At 42.8% G+C, this 25,971-nt stretch carries 26 protein-coding genes and 1 pseudogene; 3 read left to right on the top strand and 24 right to left on the bottom strand.

Annotated features, from left to right (window positions below; translation table 11 throughout):
- Nucleotides 1–2: 2 nt before the first annotated feature.
- From FXY30_RS02455 to FXY30_RS02430, 7 genes are all read right to left on the bottom strand, one after another.
- Nucleotides 3–1,559 (bottom strand): ABC transporter ATP-binding protein, encoded by a 1,557-nt coding sequence (locus FXY30_RS02455; protein ID WP_232009039.1) that lies wholly within the window; start codon nucleotides 1,557–1,559, stop codon nucleotides 3–5.
- A gap of 6 nt (nucleotides 1,560–1,565) precedes the next feature.
- Nucleotides 1,566–1,913, bottom strand: a complete 348-nt coding sequence (locus FXY30_RS07650; protein ID WP_232009038.1) for a hypothetical protein — start codon at nucleotides 1,911–1,913, stop codon at nucleotides 1,566–1,568.
- Nucleotides 1,914–1,980: 67 nt separating this feature from the next.
- Nucleotides 1,981–3,702, bottom strand: a complete 1,722-nt coding sequence (locus FXY30_RS02450; RefSeq protein ID WP_071705150.1) for an ABC transporter ATP-binding protein — start codon at nucleotides 3,700–3,702, stop codon at nucleotides 1,981–1,983.
- Entirely contained in the window at nucleotides 3,702–5,441 is a 1,740-nt protein-coding gene (locus tag FXY30_RS02445) for an ABC transporter ATP-binding protein (protein WP_071705149.1), read from the bottom strand. The genes FXY30_RS02450 and FXY30_RS02445 overlap by 1 nt, the downstream gene beginning before the upstream one ends.
- Before the next feature lie 99 nt (nucleotides 5,442–5,540).
- Complete coding sequence (locus tag FXY30_RS02440; protein ID WP_157885026.1) at nucleotides 5,541–6,137, bottom strand: TetR/AcrR family transcriptional regulator; 597 nt, start codon at nucleotides 6,135–6,137, stop codon at nucleotides 5,541–5,543.
- 199 nt (nucleotides 6,138–6,336) lie between these two features.
- Nucleotides 6,337–7,194 (bottom strand): ADP-ribosylglycohydrolase family protein, encoded by an 858-nt coding sequence (locus FXY30_RS02435; protein ID WP_071705147.1) that lies wholly within the window; start codon nucleotides 7,192–7,194, stop codon nucleotides 6,337–6,339.
- Nucleotides 7,195–7,551: 357 nt separating this feature from the next.
- Complete coding sequence (locus FXY30_RS02430) at nucleotides 7,552–8,961, bottom strand: hypothetical protein (RefSeq protein WP_071705146.1); 1,410 nt, start codon at nucleotides 8,959–8,961, stop codon at nucleotides 7,552–7,554.
- A 655-nt stretch (nucleotides 8,962–9,616) separates the two neighbouring features.
- Here FXY30_RS02430 and FXY30_RS02425 point away from each other — a divergent pair.
- From FXY30_RS02425 to FXY30_RS02415, 3 genes are read left to right on the top strand one after another with little or no spacing between them, the layout of a single operon-like run.
- Nucleotides 9,617–10,366 carry an alpha/beta fold hydrolase gene (locus tag FXY30_RS02425; RefSeq protein ID WP_071705145.1) on the top strand — a complete coding sequence of 250 codons (750 nt, stop codon included), beginning with the start codon at nucleotides 9,617–9,619 and terminating at the stop codon, nucleotides 10,364–10,366.
- Between the two features lie 24 nt (nucleotides 10,367–10,390).
- Complete coding sequence (locus tag FXY30_RS02420; protein ID WP_071705144.1) at nucleotides 10,391–10,675, top strand: hypothetical protein; 285 nt, start codon at nucleotides 10,391–10,393, stop codon at nucleotides 10,673–10,675.
- Nucleotides 10,676–10,686: 11 nt separating this feature from the next.
- Complete coding sequence (locus FXY30_RS02415) at nucleotides 10,687–11,199, top strand: hypothetical protein (protein ID WP_071705143.1); 513 nt, start codon at nucleotides 10,687–10,689, stop codon at nucleotides 11,197–11,199.
- Between the two features lie 381 nt (nucleotides 11,200–11,580).
- Here FXY30_RS02415 and FXY30_RS02410 read toward each other — a convergent pair whose 3' ends face one another.
- The 17 genes and pseudogenes from FXY30_RS02410 to FXY30_RS02315 all read right to left on the bottom strand — a co-directional run bounded on the left by FXY30_RS02410 (nucleotide 11,581) and on the right by FXY30_RS02315 (nucleotide 25,769).
- Entirely contained in the window at nucleotides 11,581–12,450 is an 870-nt protein-coding gene (locus tag FXY30_RS02410; protein WP_071705142.1) for a ketopantoate reductase family protein, read from the bottom strand.
- Nucleotides 12,451–12,551: 101 nt separating this feature from the next.
- Nucleotides 12,552–13,052: a hypothetical protein gene (locus tag FXY30_RS02405; RefSeq protein WP_071705141.1), complete on the bottom strand. Its 501-nt coding sequence runs from the start codon at nucleotides 13,050–13,052 to the stop codon at nucleotides 12,552–12,554.
- Between the two features lie 1,051 nt (nucleotides 13,053–14,103).
- Nucleotides 14,104–14,541: pseudogene (locus FXY30_RS02390) on the bottom strand (class I SAM-dependent methyltransferase); the annotation flags it as partial.
- Between the two features lie 312 nt (nucleotides 14,542–14,853).
- Complete coding sequence (locus FXY30_RS02385) at nucleotides 14,854–15,360, bottom strand: hypothetical protein (protein ID WP_019190580.1); 507 nt, start codon at nucleotides 15,358–15,360, stop codon at nucleotides 14,854–14,856.
- A gap of 15 nt (nucleotides 15,361–15,375) precedes the next feature.
- Nucleotides 15,376–16,185 (bottom strand): alpha/beta fold hydrolase, encoded by an 810-nt coding sequence (locus tag FXY30_RS07720; protein ID WP_071705140.1) that lies wholly within the window; start codon nucleotides 16,183–16,185, stop codon nucleotides 15,376–15,378.
- Between the two features lie 95 nt (nucleotides 16,186–16,280).
- Nucleotides 16,281–16,790, bottom strand: coding sequence for a sigma-70 family RNA polymerase sigma factor (locus tag FXY30_RS02375; protein ID WP_002596252.1), 510 nt, complete (start codon nucleotides 16,788–16,790; stop codon nucleotides 16,281–16,283).
- A 490-nt stretch (nucleotides 16,791–17,280) separates the two neighbouring features.
- Nucleotides 17,281–17,451 (bottom strand): cysteine-rich KTR domain-containing protein, encoded by a 171-nt coding sequence (locus FXY30_RS02360; RefSeq protein ID WP_226896997.1) that lies wholly within the window; start codon nucleotides 17,449–17,451, stop codon nucleotides 17,281–17,283.
- A gap of 54 nt (nucleotides 17,452–17,505) precedes the next feature.
- The gene (gene tet(O) / locus FXY30_RS02355; protein ID WP_071705138.1) at nucleotides 17,506–19,425 is read right to left on the bottom strand and encodes a tetracycline resistance ribosomal protection protein Tet(O); all 1,920 of its coding nucleotides are present in this window, start codon (nucleotides 19,423–19,425) and stop codon (nucleotides 17,506–17,508) included.
- A gap of 365 nt (nucleotides 19,426–19,790) precedes the next feature.
- Nucleotides 19,791–20,165 carry a TnpV protein gene (locus tag FXY30_RS02350; RefSeq protein WP_071705137.1) on the bottom strand — a complete coding sequence of 125 codons (375 nt, stop codon included), beginning with the start codon at nucleotides 20,163–20,165 and terminating at the stop codon, nucleotides 19,791–19,793.
- Nucleotides 20,146–20,322 (bottom strand): hypothetical protein, encoded by a 177-nt coding sequence (locus FXY30_RS07560; RefSeq protein ID WP_157885025.1) that lies wholly within the window; start codon nucleotides 20,320–20,322, stop codon nucleotides 20,146–20,148. The genes FXY30_RS02350 and FXY30_RS07560 overlap by 20 nt, the downstream gene beginning before the upstream one ends.
- Nucleotides 20,323–20,324: 2 nt before the next feature.
- Nucleotides 20,325–20,990 carry a class I SAM-dependent methyltransferase gene (locus FXY30_RS02345; RefSeq protein ID WP_019190582.1) on the bottom strand — a complete coding sequence of 222 codons (666 nt, stop codon included), beginning with the start codon at nucleotides 20,988–20,990 and terminating at the stop codon, nucleotides 20,325–20,327.
- Nucleotides 20,991–21,003: 13 nt separating this feature from the next.
- Nucleotides 21,004–21,498 (bottom strand): hypothetical protein, encoded by a 495-nt coding sequence (locus FXY30_RS02340; protein ID WP_019190583.1) that lies wholly within the window; start codon nucleotides 21,496–21,498, stop codon nucleotides 21,004–21,006.
- The gene (locus FXY30_RS02335) at nucleotides 21,495–22,376 is read right to left on the bottom strand and encodes an MBL fold metallo-hydrolase (RefSeq protein WP_057001854.1); all 882 of its coding nucleotides are present in this window, start codon (nucleotides 22,374–22,376) and stop codon (nucleotides 21,495–21,497) included. Before FXY30_RS02335 ends, FXY30_RS02340 begins: the two co-directional genes overlap by 4 nt.
- Before the next feature lie 42 nt (nucleotides 22,377–22,418).
- On the bottom strand, nucleotides 22,419–22,667 hold the full coding sequence (locus tag FXY30_RS02330) for a helix-turn-helix domain-containing protein (RefSeq protein ID WP_057001853.1): 249 nt from the start codon (nucleotides 22,665–22,667) through the stop codon (nucleotides 22,419–22,421).
- Nucleotides 22,668–22,701: 34 nt separating this feature from the next.
- A complete protein-coding gene (locus tag FXY30_RS02325; RefSeq protein ID WP_057001852.1) occupies nucleotides 22,702–24,423 on the bottom strand; it encodes a DUF2326 domain-containing protein in 1,722 nt (573 codons plus the stop codon).
- On the bottom strand, nucleotides 24,413–24,640 hold the full coding sequence (locus FXY30_RS02320) for an ABC-three component system middle component 7 (RefSeq protein ID WP_057001851.1): 228 nt from the start codon (nucleotides 24,638–24,640) through the stop codon (nucleotides 24,413–24,415). The genes FXY30_RS02325 and FXY30_RS02320 overlap by 11 nt, the downstream gene beginning before the upstream one ends.
- Nucleotides 24,624–25,769 (bottom strand): ABC-three component system protein, encoded by a 1,146-nt coding sequence (locus FXY30_RS02315; protein WP_071705135.1) that lies wholly within the window; start codon nucleotides 25,767–25,769, stop codon nucleotides 24,624–24,626. The genes FXY30_RS02320 and FXY30_RS02315 overlap by 17 nt, the downstream gene beginning before the upstream one ends.
- Nucleotides 25,770–25,971 lie beyond the last annotated feature (202 nt).

The following is a 25,971-nucleotide window of genomic DNA, read 5'->3' as shown; positions in this document are numbered from 1 at the left end:
TCTTACGCCTCCCCTAAATATTGTTTCCAAAGGCTTGCATAAAGCGGCTCTTTCATCAGTTCTTCATGTTTCCCCTTGGCGATAATTTTACCTTTATCAATGAGAATGATTTGATGTGCCTGCTTGATGGTATTTAACCTATGAGCAACCATCACAAGATTTTTCCCCTTTACGAGATTCGATATTGCTTCTTGGATGAGAGCTTCGTTTTCAGGATCGGCATAAGCTGTTGCCTCATCCAAAATAATGGTTGATGCAGGTTTCAAAATTGCTCTGGCAAGAGTTATTCTCTGTCTTTCACCGCCCGACATGGCTCCTCCTGCTTCTCCCGCTTTGGTATCATATCCATTAGGAAGTGCCATAATAAAGTCATGGCAATGAGCCGCTTTTGCCGCCGCAATAATTTCATCTTCGGTTGCATTAGGCTTGCCAAGACGAATATTATCTCTAATACTTACGTCAAAAAGAAAGTTATCTTGTGAGACAAAAGAGATCTCTTCCGCAAGCTGCTTAAAGGAAATATTCTTTGTATCAACATTACCAATGGAAATTTTACCCGATGACTGATCCCAAAAGCCTGCTAAAAGCTTTGCAATGGTAGATTTTCCGCCACCTGAAGGTCCGACAAGCGCAGTCACTTCTCCGGGGCTTGTTTCAAAAGAAATATTATGCAATACCTCAGTTCCGTCATGATAAGAAAAACTTACATTATCAAATTTTATCCCCTTGTCCCTATCTATAGTAACTTTATTTTCCGCATCAGGACGTTTTTGGACAGGCATATCAAGCAATTCTTGTATGGATGCCCAAGTATTAGAAGCCATCTGAAAAAGTTCAAAACTCGTAATGATTGCAAAAGCCTGTGGAAGAATAGCAAACGGCAGAATAAGTGATAAAAGCAATGTTTCAATGCCTATTTGCCCGTTCCCATATAAATAAAAAGCTAAAGGCAAGCTCACTATCTGTGGTGTCATCATTGCAGCCGTCATCAGTGCTTTGCCAAACCAACTTTGCTTCCACCATTTCATCGTTGAAAAATGGTAGAATTTTACCGCATCCGCAAATTTACCATACGAAGCTTTGTCTTGTGCAAATGCTTTGATTACAGGAATTCCACGAACATATTCCGCACTTCTGTCGGCAACATTTGCATAACTTGATAACCACACCGCCATTCTACTACGGTATTTATACATCATTGTAATCATTCCGACAAAAATAATTGGTAGTGGCACAAATATTGATAATCCTATACGCCAATCTAGATAAAACAAAATCACTGTGCAGAGTATCGGATGCAAAAGCCTGCTCGGTAGCTCCGGCATAATATGGGCTACCCAGTCTTCCATATCTGCTACTCGATCCATGATAATTACCTTAATTTTACCTACAGGATTATCCACCAAATATCCCATTGGAATTACCTTTAATTTTTCAAACAAAGTCTGTCTCAGTTTTGCAAGTATGGAAAAAGAGGTTTTATGTGAAATAGTTGTGCTAAATCCTGTAAATATAAAGTACAGGAGCAGTGATCCTATTGCAAAAAAAGCATATTTCAATAGTGTTTAAAAGCCGACCGGGTTACCCCCGGCATTTTTTATAAGCCATCCTGCTGCATAAGCACTAAAGAAATAAGTAGAAAAACTAAAAAGCTCTCCAATGCACGCAAAAATAACAGAAAGTCGCATCCTACCCTTATACTCAGGCGCTACACTCATAAGCGCTTTATTTAAACCACCCATACTGATTTTAGGCTTTTTTTCGCTTTGCTCTACATCCCTTTCGATTCGCTGCATAATCTCATCGGGAACATCCAAGTTTAGACTCTCTACCTCTCTTATTAAATTTTCATTTTGCTTGCGTTTCTTGCTGTCCGAAGCAGAGCAACTCAACTCATCATTTTTTTTCTTCATTCACTCATCTCCATTTCAGTTAGCTTGTACTAACTATTAGTTTAAAAAAATTACCTTTTATTCCTTTCTAATAGACATACGCTTCCGTCAAACTCGACTTCTCCACCAAGTTCCGATAAAGCTTGGAGCGGGTCATAAGTTCCTCATGACGACCTATGCCATTCACCCGGCCTTCTTCAAAGACGACAATCTGATTCACATTTTCAATCGACTTCATCCGATGAGAGATGATGACCACAGTCTTGTCTTTCATCAGGGCATTCAAGCTCTTTTGAATGGCCATCTCATTTTCCACATCAAGGGAAGCGGAAATTTCGTCCAGAAGGAGGATGGGAGCATCCTTTAAGAAGGCTCGGGCGATGGATAGTCTTTGCCTTTCCCCTCCGGAAAGCTTGCTGCCGTTCTCCCCGATCAGGGTTTGGTAGCCCTCGGGAAGTTTTACGATAAAGTCGTCGCAGTGAGCCTTCCTGGCCGCTTCCATGACTTCTTCATCACTGGCATCTTTGCGGCCGATGCGGATATTTTCCATGACGGTTCCATTAAAGAGGGTCACATCCTGAAAAACCATGGAAATCTGCCGATAGAGGCAGTCCGGAGCGATATCTTTTAGGGAATGACCGCCAATGGTAATCTCGCCCCGGTCCACATCGTAGAGGCGGGAGAGGAGCCGGATCATGGTGGTTTTACCCGACCCGGAAGGTCCAACCAAGGCCGTCACTTCCCCCTGCTTAGCTGAAAAATTTACCCCATTCAAAACCGGATTGTTTCCATAGGCAAAGGAGAGGTCCTTCACTTCAATATCAAAGTTTTTCAGTTCCACTTCCTGTCCCCTTTGAACTGGTGTGTTTTGGAGTTCCTTGATACGATCTACCCGGACATCGATGTGGAAGAGTTCCGCGATGTTCATGCTGACGCCGTCCATGGCGGAGGTCAGGCGGGTGGCGGCAATCATATAGCCGATGGCATAGAGGGCCGTCATCTGTCCCTTAAGCATAAAATAAGCCACCGTCAGGATCGTGCTGGCAAGGGCCAATTTGGCAATGGTCATGGCCGACATGACCGGGATGCCCTGTCCCACTTCGGCTTGCATGTGCATTTTTTCGGCTGCCCGTATGGCCTGGTGAATTTCCCGTCTTTTCTCTCCCACCAGATTGTAGGAGCGAATTTCTTGCTGCATTTCGATGGCATCCTGGATAATTTCCACATTTTTTCGGCTTTGGTCATAGAACTTTTTCTCAAAGCTTTTTTGGTAGCGCTTGGAAAGAAGGATGATGACAAAGCTAACTGCCGTGGGGATAAGAATGGCCAGACCAATCCAAAAATTGCTGATTACAATCATGAGGAGCATGAGGACTAAAAAGATCCCCGCTCCGATGGCCTGAGGCACAGCATGAGAAAAGGCGTGCTCCATATCCAAAACATCCTGCATCATGGTCTGGGCCAGGTCGGACAAGTCATGTTTGGCAAAATAGCCCAAAGGGAGTTTTTTCATGGTGTCGGCAATGGCAATGCGCAGATCTCGGGATTCCGCGTAGGTCGTGTTGTAGGTGGCCCGATACTCAAAATCCAAAGCCAAATACATGAGTACCACGATGGCGACCATGGCCAACAGATAAAAGGCCGGCTGACTGAGATTTCCATCGGCCAAAAGGTCCTGGGCAAAGGCAAAAAAGGCCATCATAGCCGCCATGTAGGTGATGTTTACGCAAAAGGAAGCGATCGATGCTCGCATCATGCCCCTCGCCCCTTTTTCCGTAAGGGCAAAAGTTTCTTGTAATTTTCTTTTCATCAGGCGACCCTCCAGTCATTGGCTTGGGCATAAAGGCCCTGCAGATAGGCATAACGCCCATTTTTTTCCATTAAATCCCGGTGGCTACCGCGCTCGATAATCTTACCTTCCTCCACGACCAGAATTTCATCCGCCTGGCGGATGGAAGAGAGCCGGTGGGCAATCATGATAACGGTTTTTCCCTTCATGAGGTTGCTGAAGGCCTGCTGGATTTCATATTCATTTTCCGGGTCAGCTGCTGCCGAAGCTTCATCCAGAATGATGATGGGGGCATTTTTCAAGATGGCTCGGGCGATGGCGATGCGCTGGATCTCACCACCGGAAAGGTGGACGCCCTTGGAACCGATCCGGGTCTTCTCTCGGTCAGGAAACTTGTCCAAAATATCTTCGCAGCGAGCCAGTTTCAAGGCTTCCATGACTTCCTCCCGAGAAGCCGCCGGATTGCCGATTTGAACATTGTCGTAGATCGTGGTCTTAAAGAGCTTGGCATGTTGAAAGACCATAGCCAGCATCCGGGTGCGAGCCAATTCCGAATACTCCGACAGAGCCCTGCCACCGAGGAGGATTTCCCCTTCCTGAGCCGGATAGAAACCGGCAATGAGCTTGGCTAAGGTGGACTTGCCCCCGCCGGAAGAGCCGACCAGGGCGTAGGTCTTTCCCCCATCCAGATGAAAGCTTACGTCCTCTAAAACCTTGTCTTTTTCATAGGCAAAAGAGACGTGCTTAAAGTCGATGGCACCGTCCGTAGCTTGGTCAACGAAACCGGAGGCCGGCTTACCGGTCTGCATTTCCTGAATCAGGCTTTCGATCTTGTCGATGGAGGAGGAGGCCAGGTAGGAATGCATGCCCACATACATAATCTTCATGAAGGCCACGAAGAGTATGCCGCAAAAGAGGACATAAAAGATGGCCTTCGTCAGGTAGAGTTCGGGATCTTCCCCTTGGGCTAGGAAAAAGAAGGCCAAGGGGATGAGCAAAAGGTAGACAGAATTAAAAAAGGTTTGGAAGGTCACGTAAGGAATGCGGCAGGACATGCTGTAGGCCAGCACCTTATCCGCATAGCTGGCGATGGAATCATAAAAGTTTTTCATGGACTTGACGTTGGCATTAAAGATCTTGACCACGCCCATATTGCGAACATATTCCACGGCATGTGCCCCCATGGCCTCCTGGGCCTGCATGTATTCGCCCATGAAGGAGGATTCTCCCATCATCTTGCGGCCAATTACGCCGCCGACAACAATCGTCAAAATCATAAAGACGCAGAGTCGCCAGTCGATCATGCCGGCCAAGATGAGGCCAAAGAGGGGAACAAAGAAGGCAGCGGCCAAATCCGGCAAGAGATGGGCCACGCTGGTGTGGGTTAAGGCAGTATTATCATCCAGCATCTTGCGGATTTTCCCGGACGGATACTTGTCAAAAAAGGCCGAGGGGGCCTCTAAAAGAGCATCCATACCGGCTTTTTTTAAGTTTGCCTCCAGGCGGAAGGCGACTAGGTGGGTGGCCATGCAACCGATAAAGTAGATTACAGTGTAGGCCAGGGCACAAAGACAAAGGATTGTGACCAAATGGGTCAGACCCTCCAGGCCGGATGCGGCCAAAATCTTTTCTAAAAATAAGTAAATCGCCTGGTACTCGGCAATGAGGGCAACAGAAGATCCGATAATAAGTAAGAAGGCCAACATGAGAATGCCTCCCATGCCGGGCACGTAGGGTTTCATTTTTTTGTAAACGGACATAGAAAACTCCTTTCTCGTTAAGCGCAAATACGCCATGAAAAAACGATTTATCAGGATACAATCCATTAGTTGGTCTCGGCTAACTAATGGATAAAATTTTTAGGTATTCATCTTGCCCTCCCGCACATAGTCTAAAGCAAGCTTCATCATAGCCACAAAAAGCGGCCGGTTTTTACGGAAGACTTCCCGGGCGCCTAATATTTCTGAGCCCAACATGATGGTATTCATGAAATGGAGCAGGAGGTCGGAATAGAAATATTCCATACCTTTTTGCGATTCCGTTCCAAAACTTTCTTCAAACATGGCACGGTTATCCTTCTTCAGTTCCTGAAAAAGATCTCTCAGAGCCTGATTTCTCTGGGAGGCCTGAAGATAGATAACATAAAGGCTCATGAGGTCGCTTTCATCCAAGACCTTATCCACCATCAGGTTGACCAAACTTTCGTCGTCCCATGCCGAGGCTTGACCGACCGTCTGCTTTATGATGTTAATGCGGTAGGCGATGCCTTCAATCATCAGATCGTGGAGGATGTCGGTGGTGGAGGCATAGTAGTGGTAGAACCCCCCCTTGGAAAGGGAGGTTTCTGCAATGATGTCTTCCATGGTGGTTTTTTCAAAGCCTTTTTCCAGGAAGACAGACTTCGCCGCTTCCATAATTTCCTTTTTACGCTCGCTTTTAGATTTAATCACTCGCATCATTTCCTCCATCGACGGTATCGTCTATCATGTTATCTAATGCTAACTCTTAGTTTTTATCCTGTCAACAGGATGGAGACTCTAATGCGAAAATATCTTTTCGCGATAAAAGCCACCCCGCAAGGAGTGGCTTTAGAGATTGCGTTCCATTCAAGTCTCAACATTCGGTCAAGACTGCTCCTTCGAATTCCGATGAATTCTATTCCCTACGCCCACAAAAGCATAACGTTTGAATAAAGTCGTCCTCGTATTCCTTTAAAAACGCTCTAAATTCCGATGGGAGAATATGCAAAGCATGACTCACCATCTCTTTCATTGCTTCCGAAAGACCATTTTGTTTTAAATAGAAAGGCCAAGCCACGGAACCGGTAATGGCACCAAGCGTATCCGCATCTCCTCCTAAGGAAATCGCATTGCGAATAGCATCTTCAAAGTCTATGGAATCAAAGAATGCAGCGAATGCCTGCGGAACCGTCCCCTGGCAGGACGGATCAAAGGCGTAATGAGGACGAATCTCTTCAACGGTCAACCGCTCCGGATAGAAATGTTGATAAATGTAATGGCGAATCTCTTCTTTCGATTTGCCTCGTTTCGCCAGAAAAATAGCGGCCGCTGTGGCTTGCGCGCCCTTGATGCCTTCCGGATGGTTATGACTGACAAGGGCACTTTGCTCCGCAAAAAACAGCGCCTGCTCCAATGATTCCGCCAATTCACCACAGGCGGAAGCTCGCATGGCTGAGCCATTTCCCCAGCTATTATAAGGCTCAGGATTCTTTGTCACTAACCACTGTGAAAAAGAGCCACCATAAGCCCCCGTAGGATTTGGATAGGAGCGGCCAATAGACTGCATGGTCCGGATAAATTGATCTTGCAAAAAGGCCTCGTCCTTTTCCTTCTTATCCGCAAAGGCTTGTTTCAAAGCTAGCCCCACCGCAATGGTCATCAAAGAATCATCCGTGTAATCCGATTCCTCCGAAAAAAGAAGGAAATTCTTGGACTTGATGGGCTGAAATTCAAATCTTGATCCCACAATATCTCCTAGGATTGCTCCAATCATCTTCTTTTCTCCTCTCTGCATTTTATGAACGCGAATTCTCTTCCTTTTGAGAATTCGGACCCGTCCAATTATGGAACGAAACATCTATTCCACGCACTCACCCGGACAAAAGCGCTACCGTCTCCACGTGGATTGAGATGACCGGATTGATGTCTACACCTCCCTTGAAGCCTTGCCTCGTACAAGGAAACCGGGCCGAGAACGTAGACCCGTACGTGGAAGCTGTTCAGGGCTTTTTCCTTAAGAATCAATATCCCTATTCTGCATTGTTGAATAAGTGTTGTCCCGTATTGCAATCAGTTGATCGATAACCTCATCATCGCAAATAAGGACAGAGATAGCGTTCTCTAAAAATTCCTAGAGTTCAGGTGATATCTCTTTCAACGAAAGACCGGTATCCTCTATCCAACATTGCATAACTTTTATTGCACCATTTTGCAGCCGTCTGTTCCACGAGCATATACCTGTGCGAATAAATTGCAGCCCAAAGCCAACATGATGACGTATTGACTGAAGAATAAAGTCGAAAATATCAGGGACTAGCTTTCTCTGGTATTCCATTGAATCTTTGTCGGGAGCACATATATATTGAGAAAGATTAATGTTTTCTTCAAGAAAATCCAGTAATTCTTCTAAATGATATCCTTTCTTGATGAGATTCCCTGCTAGCCAATCATATTTTTGGAAATCCTTTTGTACAAAGCGAAACGCATCTGCTTCGTAGGGTAAATCAAGCCGAATGGCTAATCCAAAGGAATTCCCTTTTTTTGTCTCTTGCAAGATCTTTTTCTTAACCGAATCATTGATTAGTTCGTCCCCCTCTTTTTTTAAATGGAGAAGAGATTCCTTATCCGATACATAGTCGATAACATCTAAAATCGCAGAATAATCTTCCGTACGTAGATCCTTCCTGCTTCTAGCAACTTGAAGGAAAGTTCCAAGTAACTCCTCCTTTTCTTCAATAGCGGAAATCCCCATTACCGGTTCTTCTGAAAGCAGTGCTGAAATAACATTGGATATGCCACAATATAGGTCATGGTCGATAGGAGCTTTTAAATGATCAATAAGATCTGCCTTTTGATAAATTGTCAATGCGGAGTAATCCGGCATGACGTCATTGTTGATGCCTTCTGTCAGTAGCCAAAGTTTTATCTCTTCCGTTTCCGGTTTTAACTTGTCGACTAAGTGTATCCTACCCCACCCGGTTACTTTTTTTGCCGCATCAAAAATCTCTTGATTCCCATTTCGCCAGTTTTGCATATGAAAACCGGCATAAAAAGTAAACTCATCATATAAAGCCAACGTACGGATAATAGGCTTATAAAGCTCCAAATCTTCCAGTTCAAATAGCTCTAGGAGCAAGAAGCCCAGCTTGACGGCTTCTTTTTCATTTGCCTTGAGCAACAATTGGATCCCAAAATAGATAATTTCGCCTAAATTTAGGTCATTTTCATGGTCCATAAGATACCGGACAATGTCATCTGAAAGTGGATAAATGCTATGATTTAAGCCATATTTTTCCGCTTCAAAAATGGCCTGGCCTACTTGCCTTTGCGAGGCCATTTCAATAATGCAGGCCCAATGTTGAAGTTCTTCCTTCATATCCTGCTCATTCGTAGAAAGGTGATATCTTAACATGCCATCCCAAGCACCAGGTGCAAAGGTTATATCCCCGTTAGTATCTTCACTTGGAAGGCTAAAATCGGAATCAAGTTGTCCATTCTTGTTTACTGCAGAGTGAATCTGCTCATAAATTGATTGTCTCATATCTTCCCGCCTTCCTTCAATCGACTAATTGATACCCATAGTCATACACTGGTTTATTGAGTAGAGTCTTTTTCAATACGATGCGCTGCTATGGTTCTCATTTCCCATTAATCGCTAAAAACCCATCCCACTGCCACACTCCCCCCCCCCAAAAAATACATCTATCCTGTGCGCTCAAGGAGCAAAAAACATCTATCCCACGAACTCTATCGGCAAAAACATCTATGGCACAAACTCAAATATCTAACCAGTCCACTCAACTATCCCCCGCTGAGTCCAAATCCGGGTTTGTGCAAATTTTCTTGCTAACTTTTTTCAAATTATCGAAATCTCCCAAACCCATTGATTTTAACGCTTTTCACCCTTCCCGTGACATCAATACCACCGTCTCCACATGGATTGAGATGAGCCGATTGATGTCCACACCTCCCTTGAGACCTTATCTTGTACGAGGAAATTGTTCAAGGCTTAGACTCGTACTTGGAAACTGGTCGAGTTTTCCGGAATCATTACTAATATCCCTCTACCTCGTGACGATATTATCTATAGATTATTTTAACTCATCTTATGATCGCATCGTCGTCAGCCTGTAAAGCGTGTTATAATACAATACTACATGTTAGACATGACTAACTAAAATTTGAGGTGATTGAATATGATTATGCATGATTGGAACAGCGAAAAGAAAGACGTCATTCTGCTGATCCACCCGATGCTTTCCTCAGCAAATGGAATGAAAACGTACATTGCCGACATTGTCGGGAATGGATACCGCTACTTCGTACCGGATCTTTCCGCACATGGTGATGCAATTAAAGACACCTACAAAAGTGCTTTTGACGAGGCAAGGCAAATTCATGATTATCTGGTCAAAAATCAGATTATGAAGCTTAAGCTTGGCTTTGGAGCCTCCCTGGGAGGCGTGATTCTTCTGCAGCTTCTCAAGTATGACGATATTCAGTTTGAGCATGTGTTCTTTGAGGGAACGAGCTTTTACACTAACGCGAAACTTCTGGAACGGATCCTCAGATTCGTATTTCTGAAAAAACATAAAAAGGCCGTGGCAGATCCGGCGCTCAGTGTTAAGAGGATGTCTTCAATGTTTGGAACGGAAGCCGCTCCGCTTCTGGCAAAGCATTTTATCGCCATGAGCGAGGAAAGCATAAGGAATATCATTCACGACTGTGCATTTGTGGAACTGCCGCCATTATCCGATACGCTTCAGAAGAATTGTCTGTTTGCCTATGGTGATAAGGATTTCGACTACAAGAAGGCAAGGAGAATGCTCCGGAAGACATATCCTCATGCAGGAATGAAAGTGTGGGGAGGCTACGGGCATTGTGAGAGGATGACGAAAGATCAAGAAGGTTATTGCCATGACATCGAGGACTATATTCGTGCATAAATACAATGCGAGGTGAGGTATTCAATGAAGAAAGAAAAAACAGCCATGCCTTGCGACGTCATCGCAAATGTCATCTTCATGATTGGAGATTGCCTTGTGGATGCGTTCGGAGCAGGCCTGAACGCTTTTGATCTGCTCATTATCGACCTGTGCTGGTGGCAACACAGCAAGCCCAGACAGTTTCAAGGCATTAATGGCGGGAAAATTTATCTTGGTGCAAAGAAACATGTGAAGGCTTTTCTGAGAACTATTCCTGTTTTTGCTGTGTCAGCCCTGCTTGTTTCGGGGATATTGCAGATTATTCAATAGGAGGATACAACATGGATATATTTCGAGCAATACTTGATGGAATAGCAATGGCCGGAATATTTAACGGAGCTGCGGCAACTGTAGTTTTGATCAATCCAAGATATTTCTTCGATTCTTACCCGAAAGCGATACAGAAAGCCGCACCAAAGCAAATGACCAAAGAGGAGAAGCACGTTAATTTCATATTCACTATCGTGGTTATGGGCATCTGCGCGGCATATGAAATCATCAGTAATATGCACACAGGCATCACCGGATTCTGGCCCTTATTCTGGACTGGATATATCAATTGGAATATTGTAAATTTCGGAGACTTTTTTCTTCTGGACTGCCTGTTATTTCAGGGGAAATATAAAGGCTGTATTGTCATACCGGGGACAGAAGGCCATCCGGATTATGAATCTGGAAACTGGATGAAGCATCTTGGACTCTTAGAGCATTTTCTGCTGTGGCCATTCATCCTGGTTCCGATATATAGCGCGGTACAAGCCGGGATTATTATGCTGGTAAGAGTTGTCCTTTGAAGAATAGATCCGTCGGGTGTACGGTGATGCCTTTAAGCGCTGGATTCACAACTGTATCGAGTACATTCAAAGGAATCCAGAATGGGAGCTACTCTTGTCCATTATGGCTTCCCTGGCTCAGCATGAAAGCCTTGCGGCAGATACTGTTACATCTAGTTCATCCATATCTATTTTTACTTTTATGTACTTATTGGAATCTAGTTTGGACAGAAGCACAATCGTCTCCACATGTGTCAAGACTACCCTGATGATAACACTACATCAAGAACTTGGTCTGCACGCTCGTTGCACGATGGAAGTTGGCAAAGGGAAGAATGCTTGAGAAAAAAACATCCAGTATGCTTTTAGAAAAGCATAAAAAAACTACAAACACTTATCGGTTCATACGTCATAAATACCTATATAGTTATAAAATTGCTCATGCAACCGCCTCATTTCATCCGGAGCCTTTATTGAATGTCGGTACATAAACTTTTCTCCAAAACGGCTTCGAAAAATAATCCCAAGAATAAACCCCATAATGGAGCATGGAAGAATTTGTAAAAACTTCATTTTTATCGGAACAGGTTTAATTCCTTTTGTTTTAACATTAAAAAGATTTCTTCTGATTTGCTTCGCTGTTTTATTCATTAATACACGATCGTTTCCGGCATGCTCAGGATCATCTGAATGATAATAAGCATCTGCAATCGGCACGACCATTGCAAGATGACAAATCTGCCATGAATGCATGTCTTTTACAACTTGGCATGGAATCATTGCTGATCGGAACAAATCGAACAGTTCTTTTTCACGACCACCTGACATGCCGATTGTAGTTGGCTGAATAAAGCGAGGCGTAAGGGCTGCATCCAAAATATCTCCGTCAAAGCCGCCGCCGGCACCCGGGAAAGCAGGGAGGATACGTCCTTTTCCACAAATCTTTTCCCATGTATCATACGTTTCTAAAGAATTTACCATAGTTACAATGACAGGACTTATATTAGCTTTCAGTTCCGCCAAAGCAATATGTAACTGATTTTCTCTTACCGCAAGCAATATAAAATCATAACTGTCTAACGGCAGCAGTAGAGATAAAACGGATACTTTGGCAGTCCGAATCTCATTATTTTTTTTATACCTTAGCCCATACGTCTGTAATTCTTTCAAACGATTTCCACGAGCATATACGGATACATCTGCTCCCGCTTCGGAAATCAAAGCCGCATAAAGACTTCCTATCACTCCTGCACCATAAATCAATACTCTCATCTTCACGGTCCCTTTATGTTTCTTCCTAAATTTCGATGTATTTTTACGTATCCAAACAAAAGCTCACTATCCATTTAGATAAATGGCCCGAAAATTCATCTTCATAATATTCCAACAATCAAAGCCTGAACCGCCGCTACAAACGATATGATCAAAAACGGAGTAACTACAAAATGTTCCTTGATTGCCAAATGCTTCATCCAATTACTGAATTCATAATCCGGATGTCCCTCTGTCCCCTGAATGACGATTTTATCCTTATATTTCCCTTGGAACAACAGACAATCCAACAAAAAGAAATCTCCTAAGTTTAATATGCTCCACTGAATATACCCCATCCAAAAAAGATTCCAAAAGCCCGAAATGCCTGAATGTATAAGACTTGCTATGGAATATATGAAACAAATCCCGCAAATTACAATTGTTATAATGAAATTTATATTTTTCTCTTTTTTTGTCATCTGTTCAGGTGCAGCTTTCTGAATTGCCTTTGGATAAGAATCAAAAAAATATCTCGGATTAATAAGTACCAAGACTGCCACTGCACCGTTAAAGATTGCGGCTATTGCAATCCCGTCCAGAATCGCTCGTATATAATCCATAAAACTATCTCCTTAGTAAATTCTATTCTTTGTCGCCGTATACTTCCATAGGAAAGATAAACCTCTTATAATCCGTGATACTCTCCCTTTTCAAGATAAAGCATATATTCCTGAATAGTTTTTCATCTCCTGCTCACTTGCATTTAAATATTTTTTAAATCCTATTAGCTTAAGAATCAGTTTTAATATACTATATCTTAGTGATAACCTGGACGTTATTTCACCTCTCCATTTTCAAAAATACAGCATTTTCACAGTCTGTCCAGATCTTTTCCGGCATTTTATAATTATTGCAGGAATCGAAGGTTCGCCATAAGGAAGCTGATACGGGGTGATTCCCCCATCTATGATCGCACTGCTGACCTTTACCCGCTTTTCTGCAAGAAAACGAGCAACGATTGCCCCTCCCATTGAGCAGCCATAGATACAGGAAACAGTCTTATGATCATAGTGCTACGCAAGAAGCGGTTAATAATGATGATTTAAAAGGCGTGAAAATATTAATCCCAGATAATAGAACTTTGGATCTCTGCGTGATTGGCTTTTACCTATGCCCATGAACGGGCAAGCGATAATCGAAGACTAGGCCGCTAAATTAGCATTTACCGCCTGGGTGCACCTTTTAACGATAGCCCTTGCTAAGCCTTGCTACACAAGAGCAAACTTGCACCCACCTAATCAGCCTTTGACATCAATACGACACTCTCCGCCGTTGGCGGCTTACCGCTCAGCCTGCGCTTCGCTTGCCTTCGCGGGCCGCCTTGGCATGATCAAGACCTAACATGATGAGCGAAAGCGAATCAATATAGGTCTGATGCAACCATTTGCCCAAATCTTTGATTTGGTGCAAATGTCTGCTGACCTACTTTTGATGCTGCTTCGAGCCGCTTTGCGGCTCTCGCACCATCAAAGTTAGGGCTTCAACTTGTTCATCATTGCCCAAACTTATATTCAAATTATAATCCCTTTTATATTGATTTTTTTTTACGGAATAGAAGAAATTTCTAGATTTCTTATAATCTTGATAGTTTAAACGCAAAAGCAAAATCTGTTAAGATGCTTTTTGAGCAATCATTACACCGATCGGTGCAAGACCTCCATATACCAATTTCATTTCAACTACTGAAAACCCATATTCCTCAATAAAATCTTCAAATTGATTTTTATTCCATTCTTGATAAATCTTAAATCCTGAAATAGACATCAAACTCTTTATAATTTTTCTTTGTTTTCCTTCTTTCCATAGAAAGGTAGAAGCAAACAAAATCCCATTAGGTTTTAAAACCCTATATATTTCTTTCATTGCCTCATCTGGCTTAGGCATAATATGAAGTGCATTTGCGATTAGCACACAATCAAATTTTTCATAAGCAAAGGATAGTGATGTTGCGTCAGCTATTTCAAATATAAGGTTTTTGGCTTCTCCACGCTTCCTCGCTTCAAGAATCATTTTTTCAGAGAAATCTGTGCCAATCCAGCTTTCAGTATGCTTTGAAAGACTAAACGAAAATTATCCTGAGCCGCAAGCAAGTTCTATTCCGACACTGTATTTGATACAATTTAACGCTGGTGCGTAAGTCATGTGTTTAACCTCGAAATCCCTTGATTTACAGGGATTTTCGCCTTTCTGCGGAGCTTCCTTTGATGCTTTTCGTGGCAGTTTTTGTATGAGTTTTTGCTTTTATATATCTCTTTCCATCATACCTGTTTCCGATTTTCGTACCCCTCGGAGAGCAATCGTTAAAAAGTGTCAGTAATCGTTAAAAAGTATCGGGAATCGTTAAAATGTTCAGATTGCTCATCAACTTGCCAAGAATTCAACAACGAACGCCTGAACGACAGCTGCGATTGGTATCAATAAAAATGGCACGAACAAAAAATGCTCCGCAAGAGCCAAGTGCTTCATCCAATTCTTAAATTCATAGTCCTTGTGGCCCTCTGTGCCGGGAATAACAATTTTGCTCTTATATTTTCCTTGAAATAACAGACAATCTAACAGCAAAAAATCTCCTGCATTTAAGATGCTCCACTGAATATAGCTCATCCAAAACAAGTTCCAAAAACCAATAATTGGGGAATGCATAAGGCTCGCAACCGAATAAACAAAACATATCCCAACGAGGCCGATAGTGAATATGAGATTTATCTTTTTCTCTTGCTTTGTCATGGGTAAAGGAGCTGCCTTTTGAATGGCTTTTGGATAAGAGTCCAAAAACCATCTTGGATTGATCAGTGCCAAGCTTGCGACAGCCCCATTAAAAATAGCAGCGATAGCTACCCCATCCAGTATTGCTCGAAGGATATCCATAAACCCATATTCTCCTTAATCCACACATCCTTTTACAAAAGCCATATAGGCCACTGTGTTTTGTGTCATTTCTTCGCAGTGTCCATAGCCTTGCCAGATTTTTAATTTTTCCTTGGGATAATGTTTCTTGATGCTTCTTCTTGCATGTCCGACATTCAGATTCTTATCCCCATAAGAAAAGATGGTATCTTGCTTCGTATCCTCCGATAAATGTGGCAAGCGGATATGTCCGCAATCATAAACAATATTTTTGATACTCTGCTTGTCCATCGTAACAAGCGTATCAAACAGCATGTTCGCATAGATCCCATAGCGTTTGGCGACCTTATCAATCAGCGGTTTTGGATCTTGCCGCGCCTTCTTTTGTTTGCTCAGAAACACATGCTCCAGCATTTTTGATAGAAGTCCGGCTTGTTCACAAAAGCTGGTCCCTTCAAAGAACAGTTTTTGAAAGTGTAGGCTTTGATCTTGGAGCAGTTCAAAAAGAACGCCGCCGCCCAATGAAGCGCCAAAGGCAAGTTTTATGGTGCAGAGATCATGCTCTTTTAAGTAATGGGCAAGCGTGGCTGCTTCCTCAGCTGTACTTACATAAGGATCGTCTTTTGCCTCTCCATGTCCGGAAAGGTCGGGCACAATATAGAGATACTCACATCCCAGCTCATTCGTCCATCGGTAAAACCGCCTGTTGGAATTGAAGTCTGCCCTGTCCGCAATGCGTATCTGCTCAATGGTCGCTTCATCAACGCCGCACTCACGCAGCAGCTTTTCCTCCGCTTCTTTCCAGATACGCCATTTCCTGTCCTCCCGTCCGTGGTTATATGCCATGCTTCTTTTCCTCCAATCAGAATTGATTGAGAGGGCAGAGAAAAACCCCCTCATTTTCCCAAAGGAAAAAACAAGGGGGCTGAACGCCTTAAATTTTAATTTTCTATTATCTTTCTTAGTTTTCTTAGGATTCTGGCTTTGCGTTTGTTCACAACGCTCTGGGTTATGCCGAACCTCGCCCCGACTTCACGCTCAGAAAGTCCGTCAAAAAAGATTGCCTGTATCAATTCCTGTTCACTATCCGACAGCAAAGGCAGGGCGGCTTTCAGCCTGTCCACCATAACCGCATTGACAACGGTTTCCGCAATGTCTGCCGCTTCATCAGCGATAAAGTCTAAAGGCTTCCCCTCGCTGTCCGTAAATCCATCCAGAGAAAGCAGGCTGTTCTTCGTATCTAATTTTTTCAGATAACGCCACCGTTCCTTATCTCGGTAGAAGTCCGTGTATTGCTCCCTCACGACTTCAAGCAGACAGCCTTGAATGGGGATAAACAGCTTGTCCATATAGGTCTGGTCGGATTCCCTGCGGCGGCAGAAATCCGTATAGGACAGTTCCACATATCTGCCGCTTTCCTTGATATATACCTTTCTCGGTGCGTATTTCACTGTAAGTACCTCCCATCTGAATTTTTGAAATGTTCAAAATCCAGATGGAGAGGTGGCGAACGACACCTAACACCACTAATAGCCCTATGGCACTTTCCAACAAAAATCGACAAAAGAAAAACCGCAAAGGCTCTATGACCTTTACGGTTATGGGAAATATTAATTCTGTTGTATGGAGATTGTACTTCTACATTCAAGGCAGGAAGTGCCGTTGCATAGGCAGAAATTTTTTTAACTGGTTTCCTGCCGTTCTCTGATATGCTATGTATTGATAAATTTTGCTTCGTATGAGCAGATAGATAACTGCCCGAAAAAAGGACATAAAAAAATCCCTCCAAATTTAAAAACAAATTCAGAGGGTAATTTAGGGTATAACAAAATAACCCACCCGAATATCGTTTTTTTTATTTGGTGAGTTTGTTCTTTCAAATACGAAACAAAAAGAGCCGATGATTCGTGAATTGATCCACAATTTCATCGGCTCTGCGTCTTAAGCGTCTGGCTCTTTGATGACAGTTATCTTCAAGTTGTCAACTTTAATCAATCTTTCTTGTCTGCATTTTGGACAATAAAGGGGATAATTCTTCAAAACAGTGTCCTTCCTAATTTTATTACGGGTTTTGCTCCCACAAACAGGACATAATATCCATTCGCATTTCATCATAATTAGTCTCTAATCCTTTCAAATCTCATTTTATACGACTTTTGCAAGCTGTTAAGCTAACTTGTGGAACATATGCCGAACCTTATCTATACGGCTATTCGGGCGGCGGGGTTGGCAAATAAATTTACCAATAGCTGGCTGGTATCCTTTTAACTCTGTCAAGCAGACTCCCTGCCCATTTGTGAAATAAGTTAAATCGTTCCTGTATTCTTGAATACATCTGGCAGGGATTTCTCCTTTCAGAATGACCTCGTTATTCTTTAACTGAGTACTTACAATATCTGCACAATACCTTGGGGCATCATGATACGCCCGTGAGAGATATTCCTGCGGTGCATAAATTTCAAAGTGGAGATATGGCTCTAATAGTTCTGTCCCTGCTTTTTTTAAAGTCTGCTCCAATACGATAGGGGAAAGCAGCCGAAAGTCTGCGGGGGTACTTACAGGACTATAATACAATCCATATTCAAAACAGATTTTACAGTCTGTCACTTTCCATCCATACAGCCCCTGCTCGCAGCCATAGAGAACCCCCTCCATAACCGCATTTTGGAACGATTGGTTTAAATATCCAAGTGAAACTCTGCTTTCATACTGCACTCCGCTTCCAATAGGGAGCGGCTCTATGGACAACCCGATAGAAGCCCAGAAAGGATTTGGCGGGACTTCTATGTGGATGGTATATTCTGCTTTTCTAAGCGGTCTTTCCATATATATAACAGTAGGCTCTTTTATTTCTGCCTCCACATGATATTTTTCCTCAAGGATGGCACAAATGACTTCCATCTGCACTTTCCCCAAAAAAGAAAGTATAATCTCATGCGTTGTAGTATCCACATAATATTTTAAAAGAGGGTCGCCATCTGAAATTTCTGTAAGTGCCCCAAGCAATATTTCCCGCTGTTCAGATTTCTTTACTGCAATCGTTGTTTGGAGCATAGGAAGAGGATTTTCAATAAATTTTCTCTGCGGCAACAGCATTTCGTTCCCCAAAATACTGTTTAGCTGCAAAACATCATTTGATAAAATTACAATATCACCAGAGCAGGCTGTATCTGATGAACATAATTCACCGTTTGTCGGAACACACATCTCTGTGATTTTTATTTTCTCTTTTTCAGATATTCTAATAACATCCCTCAAATGCAATGTTCCGCTATATATACGCACATAAACAAAACGCCGCCTTTTCTCTGAATATTCAATCTTAAAAACCTGCCCGCATAGTTCAGATTGACCTTCAGGCGTTGATGAATAAAACTTACTGGCAATCACTTCTATAAGCTGCCGAACCCCCAGATTGTTTTTAGCGCTTCCGTGATAAACGGGAAATAACGTTCCGTTTTGGAATCTCCTGTTTTCTTCCTGTTCCAGTTCTGACATTTTAAACGGTTTCCCTGACATATATTTCTCTAATAGTTCATCGTTTCCCATAATTACCGCATCCCACTGTTCCATATCGTCATTGTCCGTTACATTTATATGGGGATGCTGCCCAACCTTTTGCTTCACTATAATTTCCGAAGAAAGCTTTGCTTTCATTTCCCGATATACCATTGGCAAATCAATCCCCTCTTGGTCAATTTTATTGATGAAAAAGATTGTCGGAATCTTCATTGTCTGTAGTGCATGAAACAGTATACGGGTCTGTGCCTGTATGCCATCCTTTGCAGAAACTAATAATACTGCTCCGTCTAAAACGGATAAAGAACGGTATACTTCCGCCAAAAAATCCATATGACCTGGCGTATCTATAATGTTGACTTTTACATCCTCCCACTGAAAAGATGTCACTGCTGTCTGGATAGTGATTCCCCTTTGACGCTCCAAATTCATTGTATCTGTTCTTGTTGTGCCTTTATCTACACTCCCTAGTTCTGTAATCGCACCACTGGTATACAATAAACTCTCCGTTAAAGTTGTCTTTCCTGCGTCAACGTGAGCCAGAATTCCTAAGTTAATTATTTTCATGTGATTTTCCTCCTATCAACACCCAAAAAGGGCATAAAAATACCCAGTGATAAATACTCCTATCACTGGGTAAATAAATCCAATAGCCCCAAAACACTTATATGTTTTCGGGCATATAAAATTACATGATAAAAGTATTCTTAAACTGGGTACAAAAAACTAAGCCCCATATTAAAAGTTAAACAGGACTGCTACTTTTTGTTCCCACTATCAAATTGACAGTTTATTTAAGAATACCTTGCCGCATATTTATTAACTCCTTGTATAAAACTGAATTTAATTATATTCCTTAACCCTTTATTTGTCAAGCTGACAAACTAAAGCAGAAAAAGCGGCAGGATTTCACCCTGCCACTAATCATCTGTTTATGCAAAAATAATTTCTTTCTCCACAATCTCCCTCGCACAAGCCCCTATATTATTAAGCCGCCTAACCCATTCTAAAGCGTTTTCTTCCTTTAGGCGTTCTGTTATGCCCTGCGCCTGTTTCATGCCTTCTATGAGCCGCTCAAAGCATTCCTGCGCCTGCCTGTCGATGTCGGCAAGGTAGGTGTTGAGCCTGCCACTTGTAAGAAGATTGGTGTATGTAACTTTGCGGTACTGCTTCAGATAGTCTAAATGCTGCTGTCCCCATATGCCTATTGGCTGTTCTTCTTCGGCGGGTACAGTTAAGCATGGGATTAAATAATCGCCTTGCCTTTCGTATCTGCCGCCCATTTCCTCAAATAATGATGTTGCCATTGTCTGTTACCTCCACATTCTTTTTTATTTTGAATGTCCGCAAAATCCGTCCTACATCTTTTGCCATGCTATCCATCATCATTTTGCCGGAAAAATTCATCGGATGGATGAGGAGGATAACTTCTCGCTTGTTCTGATTGATGTCATGAATCACCATGATCACACCTCCTTGAAATCGCTCCCTTTGCCCATGGTGCCATTGATTTTTCTGGCCACTAAAAAACACTCTGGCCAAGGACTGGCCGGTAGAAGTTCGCATTGCAGGAGTTCAAAATCGTTTTGGCAGATAAATGCTTTAAATTCTGCAAGTTTCCAGCTGTGAAAAACATGAAATCCGATTCTTTTCATCAGCCACAGCTTGAGTCGATGGATCTTTTCTTCAGCGACAAAGGTGGGTGCGATCAGTAAGCCATCTGTTTTAAGAATGCGATGAATTTCTTCTAAGGCCTTTTTTGGCTTTGGCATAATGTGCAGCGTATTAGCTATAAGCACAACATCAAAGCGATTGCTGTCAAAGGAAAGTGCTGTCGCATCTTCCACGCAAAAGCAAAGATTTGAAGACTTTTCTCTTTTCTTTGCCTCTGCAATCATGCGTTCTGAGAAATCTGTAGCAAGCCATGTTTTTGCCTTTGGCGCAAGCGGAAGGCTAAGCTGTCCAGTGCCACATCCCAGCTCCAGCACAGATTGCTCATCCGACAAATGTGCTTCGATTTTCTTGATTAATGTCTCATAGAGTTGTTTGTTTCCTTTTTCCTGTATTCGCGTATAGAGCTTGGCAATGCGATCCCAGAAGCTTTTATTATCCCGATTTTCTTTTTGTTTCATGATTTAAGTTCCCTTATTGAACCCACACACATAAGCCCGCCAAGACAGCAGAGCCCACAAGTATAGCGATGACATGGATGAGGTGATCTTTTTTGTTGTAGCCAAAAAGCTGCGGGCCCAACAAGGCTTTGACTTCCGGATAAAAATGCGGAAAGAACGTAGACCTACAAAGCAAAAACCAATCAAAGAAGAAAATATCAAAGACTTTCAGCAAAAGCATCATCACGGCAAAGCGTATATAAAACTGCAGGAAGGTAAAGCCATTCTTGATACCGTCTACTGCACCGACAATAACAGCTCCCGCCATACAAAGCATTGCCAGCAGGGCTAAGCTCCAGCCGAGGATATGCTGTCCGCGAAAACGTTCTGGTTTTTCCTCGACGGCTTCATAAACGGCTTTGGGTGCTGATGTAAAAAACTTCTTGTCCTGGATAAAACCTACGCCCGCCAATAAAAGTAAGAAAAGCCCTGCCATCATAATCGAGGATAGGAAAAGCGTCAGAATCATTGTTTACCTCCATACTGTGCAGCTTCCGGCAAAAAACCACCCTGCGCACCTTCTGAGGTGTCATCGCTTTCGTCGTAGCTGTCATAGGGCGCCGCAGGATCAACGGGCTTTTGTTTGCAAAAAGCATTACACGCTTTATCGGTATGACGAAAGACAAAGTCGAAGTCGCGGCTGTAACCCGTATGTCCGGTAATGAACATCGGACGCGAGTTTCGTTCTTCAAGCTTTGCCTTCAAAGTAGCAAGAGAGCGAATGGCCAACTTGTTGTTTTCTGCTAAGGCATTGATAAAGCTATAGCCGCCGTCATAGCCCAGCCAGATGGTATCACCCAAGAACACATAGGCATCGTCAATGAGATACACCAGATGTCCCCAAGTGTGGCCCGGCACTAAGAAGCATTCGATGCGGATATCTCCGATAGAAAAGATATCGCCGTCTTTCAGCAGCGTTTTTTCATTTTTGATGACAACCTGCGGAAGCTTGTAGAGCCCGAAGCTTACCTTGCGGCGTACCTCACCCGTCAAATAACGATTTTCAATTTCTCCGATGTAGAGATGGGCATGTCTGAAAAGACCGTCGCTGTCCTCTTCCACCGCACCGACATGATCGGTATCCTGATGGGTGATAAGAATATCTTTGATCTTGGCCGGGTCCAGATCCAGCCATTTCATCTTCTCTTTCAACCGCGGATAGTTGTAGCCGGCATCAAGCATGATGGTCTCATTGCCTTTGGTGTAAAAGAAGATATTGGCGGCATACTCCCGCACGCAGCGCACATGCTCATCAATCCGGCCCGTGTTGATCGGCTTGAAGATGCCTTTGCCACGGTAGCCTCTTGACATGATTTTTAATTGAAATTCTGTAGCTTTCTTAGACATAACGGATGACTTTCTTTTCTGCTATAACTTTGTTCTCCTGTATTAATCGGCAAGTTTGCCGTCATTCTGTGGTGTAGGCTCTGCAGGATCCTCATGAACGGTTTCAACGATGTCGTTTAAATCGCAGCTGAGAACCTCACAAATTCTCAGTAAAATGTCCGTTGTAACGTTGTCGCCGCGATTGAGTTTTGCAAGTGTCGTGGAGCTAATCTTTGTTTTCTTTCGCAAATCTTCTTTTGTCCAGTTAAGATCGATTAGCCTTTTCCATAATTTGTTATAAGAGAGTTTCATATTGCCCCCATGTGTGTGATGTGTGCTGACGGCACTATTGCGGTTTTTCACTATTCTTCTTGTTTTTCTTGGTATTCCATGTGTATCCATATAAGGCTTTGGTCCCATCATCAAGATGAATGACACGTAACTCATCAGATAATTCAACCGCTTCTTGTCCATAGGCAGGGGAAGCATCAAAGGCAAAGAATACTTGTTTCGGATCGCCGCAACGATCATATAATTTTGCTGTCTTCTCGTATAGCTCTAACATTTTAACAACCGGCAAATAAGCAATCTGCTTGATGACCGTAGAATCATGGATAACGAAAGGAAGTGCTGTCAATTCCAAAATCGCCATGTCAAACAAAATCAGATTCTTTGATTTTGCACCGGCTCCGTTATCGCCTTGGGAAGAAAAACCATAGCCAAGTTTTCCTTCTCTGGATTCTTTGAAAGAGAAAAATGGTGCGAGGCGATCTTGATACGGGTAAAGAAAGTCATTGTTCCTTTGGAATGCGGCATTCAAGTCGCTTGCCAGACTTCCGAGAATGGCAGGCCGTCTTTCCTTCAGTGCTTCTCCGGTTTCTTTTTTGAGCTTCTTCAGTTCCTGCGTCTTGTCAAACATAGATATTTGTTCCGCAAGACGCTTTATCTTTGCGACGGTCTCACCATTTTTCTCATAGGTTTCATCGTCCAGTTCAATTGATTCATTGAGCGAGTAAATTTTCTCCTTAATTTGTTTGATCGCCTCATTGACAAGGCCAAGCTCTTTTTTGTAAAGCTCTGCCTGTTCATCAATCTGATCATTTAATATTCCGATGAGAGAGCGATGATAATATTCGACTGTCTCTAATTTTTCTTTGTTCGCTTGAGGAAAGAACTCATAAAAAGCATTTAACTCCTCACTGCTTATCCTGAGTTCTCCCGCCAACGTAGCCTCGACAAGTTTTAGCCTACTTTGAAGAGCCGTTCTTTTTTCTTCCAGTGGTCTTAAGCTCATGCGCAGTTTTGAAGCCTGCGATTTAATTTCTCTGGTCTTATCATATAAAGATAAATCGGCGGTCACCTTTAAGCTTGCGAGCTTCGTTTTTGTTTCGCTTAACTCTTCGGCTGCTTGTTTTCGTTCTTTTTGGGAACGCAGCTTTATATACGGACTAAGTCCGCTTTTTGCAATCGTCTCCAAGCTGGAATACTCACTGGAGGCTTTTGCCAGTTCGTCTTCTAAGGCTTTAAGCTCATCGTATTTTCCGAATAGTTTTTGAAGTGCTTTTACTCCCGCCTCATCAGGTTCTCGAGGAGCTGCAAGTAAAGGTTTAGTCAAATTGGCAAGAGGTTCTTCTCCGATGCGTACAAAGCGACCGATTAATTCACGCCATGTGGAATCATTGAAATCCAGGCCATATTGCTCGGCTAAAAATAATTTATAGTCATCGATCGTCCACTCGCCGGACTTCTCCTGATACGTGTCATCGGCATAAATACTGATAAACCCATGGCGCAACGTATCACGCGAAAGATAGTAGTAGTCTTCGCCGAATTTGAGCGTGAAGTAAATCGTATGGTGCCCTACAGCTTGCGGAAGTGTAATGGTATCCGTTGTCAAAAAATCCTTACCGGCAAAAACGAAATCAATGATATATAGCACCGTTGATTTTCCAATGGAATTTTCAGCTTTCGCACCACCTTCGATCATGTTGAGTCCACCGTGGAAAATAATGGGCGGTCTCTGCTTTTCGTCTTCGATGAATTTATCTGACCATATACTAATGAGCACGCAAGATCACCTCGCTTTTTTCGTCTATCGTTATTTCTTGAATTGAAAGAAGCAAAGCAAGCTCTTCAATAAGTTCAAGAACTCCACCAACCTCACCAGCAATTCTCTGGGATAAATCCGCTACAGAAATGCCATCTTTCCCAATAGCCCGTAAGATGATGGGGAAATTAGATAATGTGCTTTCTTCATAGGTATAAAGTTTATTCGGCAGTCTCATCAGAAATAGCCTCCTTGCGAGGCGAAAAGACCTCACATATTTGTATGAAATAACAAACTACAATGGCGCAGATATACTCACCTGATCCTGTTTCGTGACTCATCCATTCTGTTATCTTTTTGAAGGCTAAAGGCTGCTCAACCTGCAGCCGCTTTAGTTCAAGCCACATGCCTCTTACTTGATTGCGTATTCTTTCAAAATCCAAAACGCCGGATGAGTCCAAGCTCTTCAGTTGTGTGTCAATAAAAGATTTGTAAATAGCCATCGCATCGCGGGCTTGGAGCATCAGCTCCTCGTCTGCGATTTTTGTTTTTAAAGGATAGGCATTATATTTGGGATCCGTTTGTTTTTTAGCTGCCGGAATATCTTTCAAAGCAACCAGTAAAGCCGTGATTTCTTTGTCTAAATGCATGGGAACTGTCGCTTGTTCAAGTTTCTCTTGTTGCTTAAGCAGCGATTTTTTCTCATACAGATTTTTTTGTTGTTCCGGCGTATGGCTTAAGTTGTATTGAGCGGCGCACTCCGGGCATAAAACTGCAAAATCATCAATGGTTGGATTTTCTTTGCTCTCATCAATCTGAATGATGTCATAGGCAGGAGCCGTCTTGGCATTGGATGAAATTTGTAAAGATCTACCGCACTTAAGACAACCTCTGGATTGAAGCAACAACTCTTCTTTGTAGTCGGTTAAGGCCGCCCATTGATTGATTAGTATTTCGTATTCTTTATTTCGGTTTGTCTGTTTTGCTTTCTTTTGCAAAATCCTGACAAGTTCTAAGCTTGCCTGCTTAACGAGATCCTTAACCTCAACGTCAACACCATAGGCGGCGAAATTATCTGCTATTAGCTTTTTCGCGGGTAGATCCAGGGCTTTGATCAACCCCATCAAGTTTTTTAGGTTCAGACGTGATAAAAGCGCATTAGCAAATTTCATCGTAAAGGATGACGCTCTTGAAAACATCGACTCTAAAGTGGCATCGCTGGGTAGAACGGACGGATCTTTTCTGGTTGTCCACTCATCTTCCGATACCGTCGTGAACATGGAAATGAGTTCTCTCATATAAGAAGGTCCGCCGAGACCACCCGGAACGAGCGGTTTCATAGCTTTACACCATTCATTAAATTCCAAGGCGGATCCTCCTTTCTTTTTTCTCAGGTTTTCTCAGGTTTTTCTCTCAGGATTTCTCAGGGATCGGAATCAGTCACTTTGTATTCTAAAGGTGCAGTTCAGAAACCCATCTACACAAACCCTCTGATTTATTAATTATAGCATCTGAGGTTGCATCGAGTAAAGAAAAACTTTACGAAAGTGGAGGCTGTGAGCTGACATG

Source organism: Murdochiella vaginalis (genome assembly GCF_902381775.1).
GTDB lineage: Bacteria > Bacillota > Clostridia > Tissierellales > Peptoniphilaceae > Murdochiella > Murdochiella vaginalis.
Note: the sequence above shows the minus strand (reverse complement) of the source record. Positions and strands in the feature narration are given on the sequence as shown.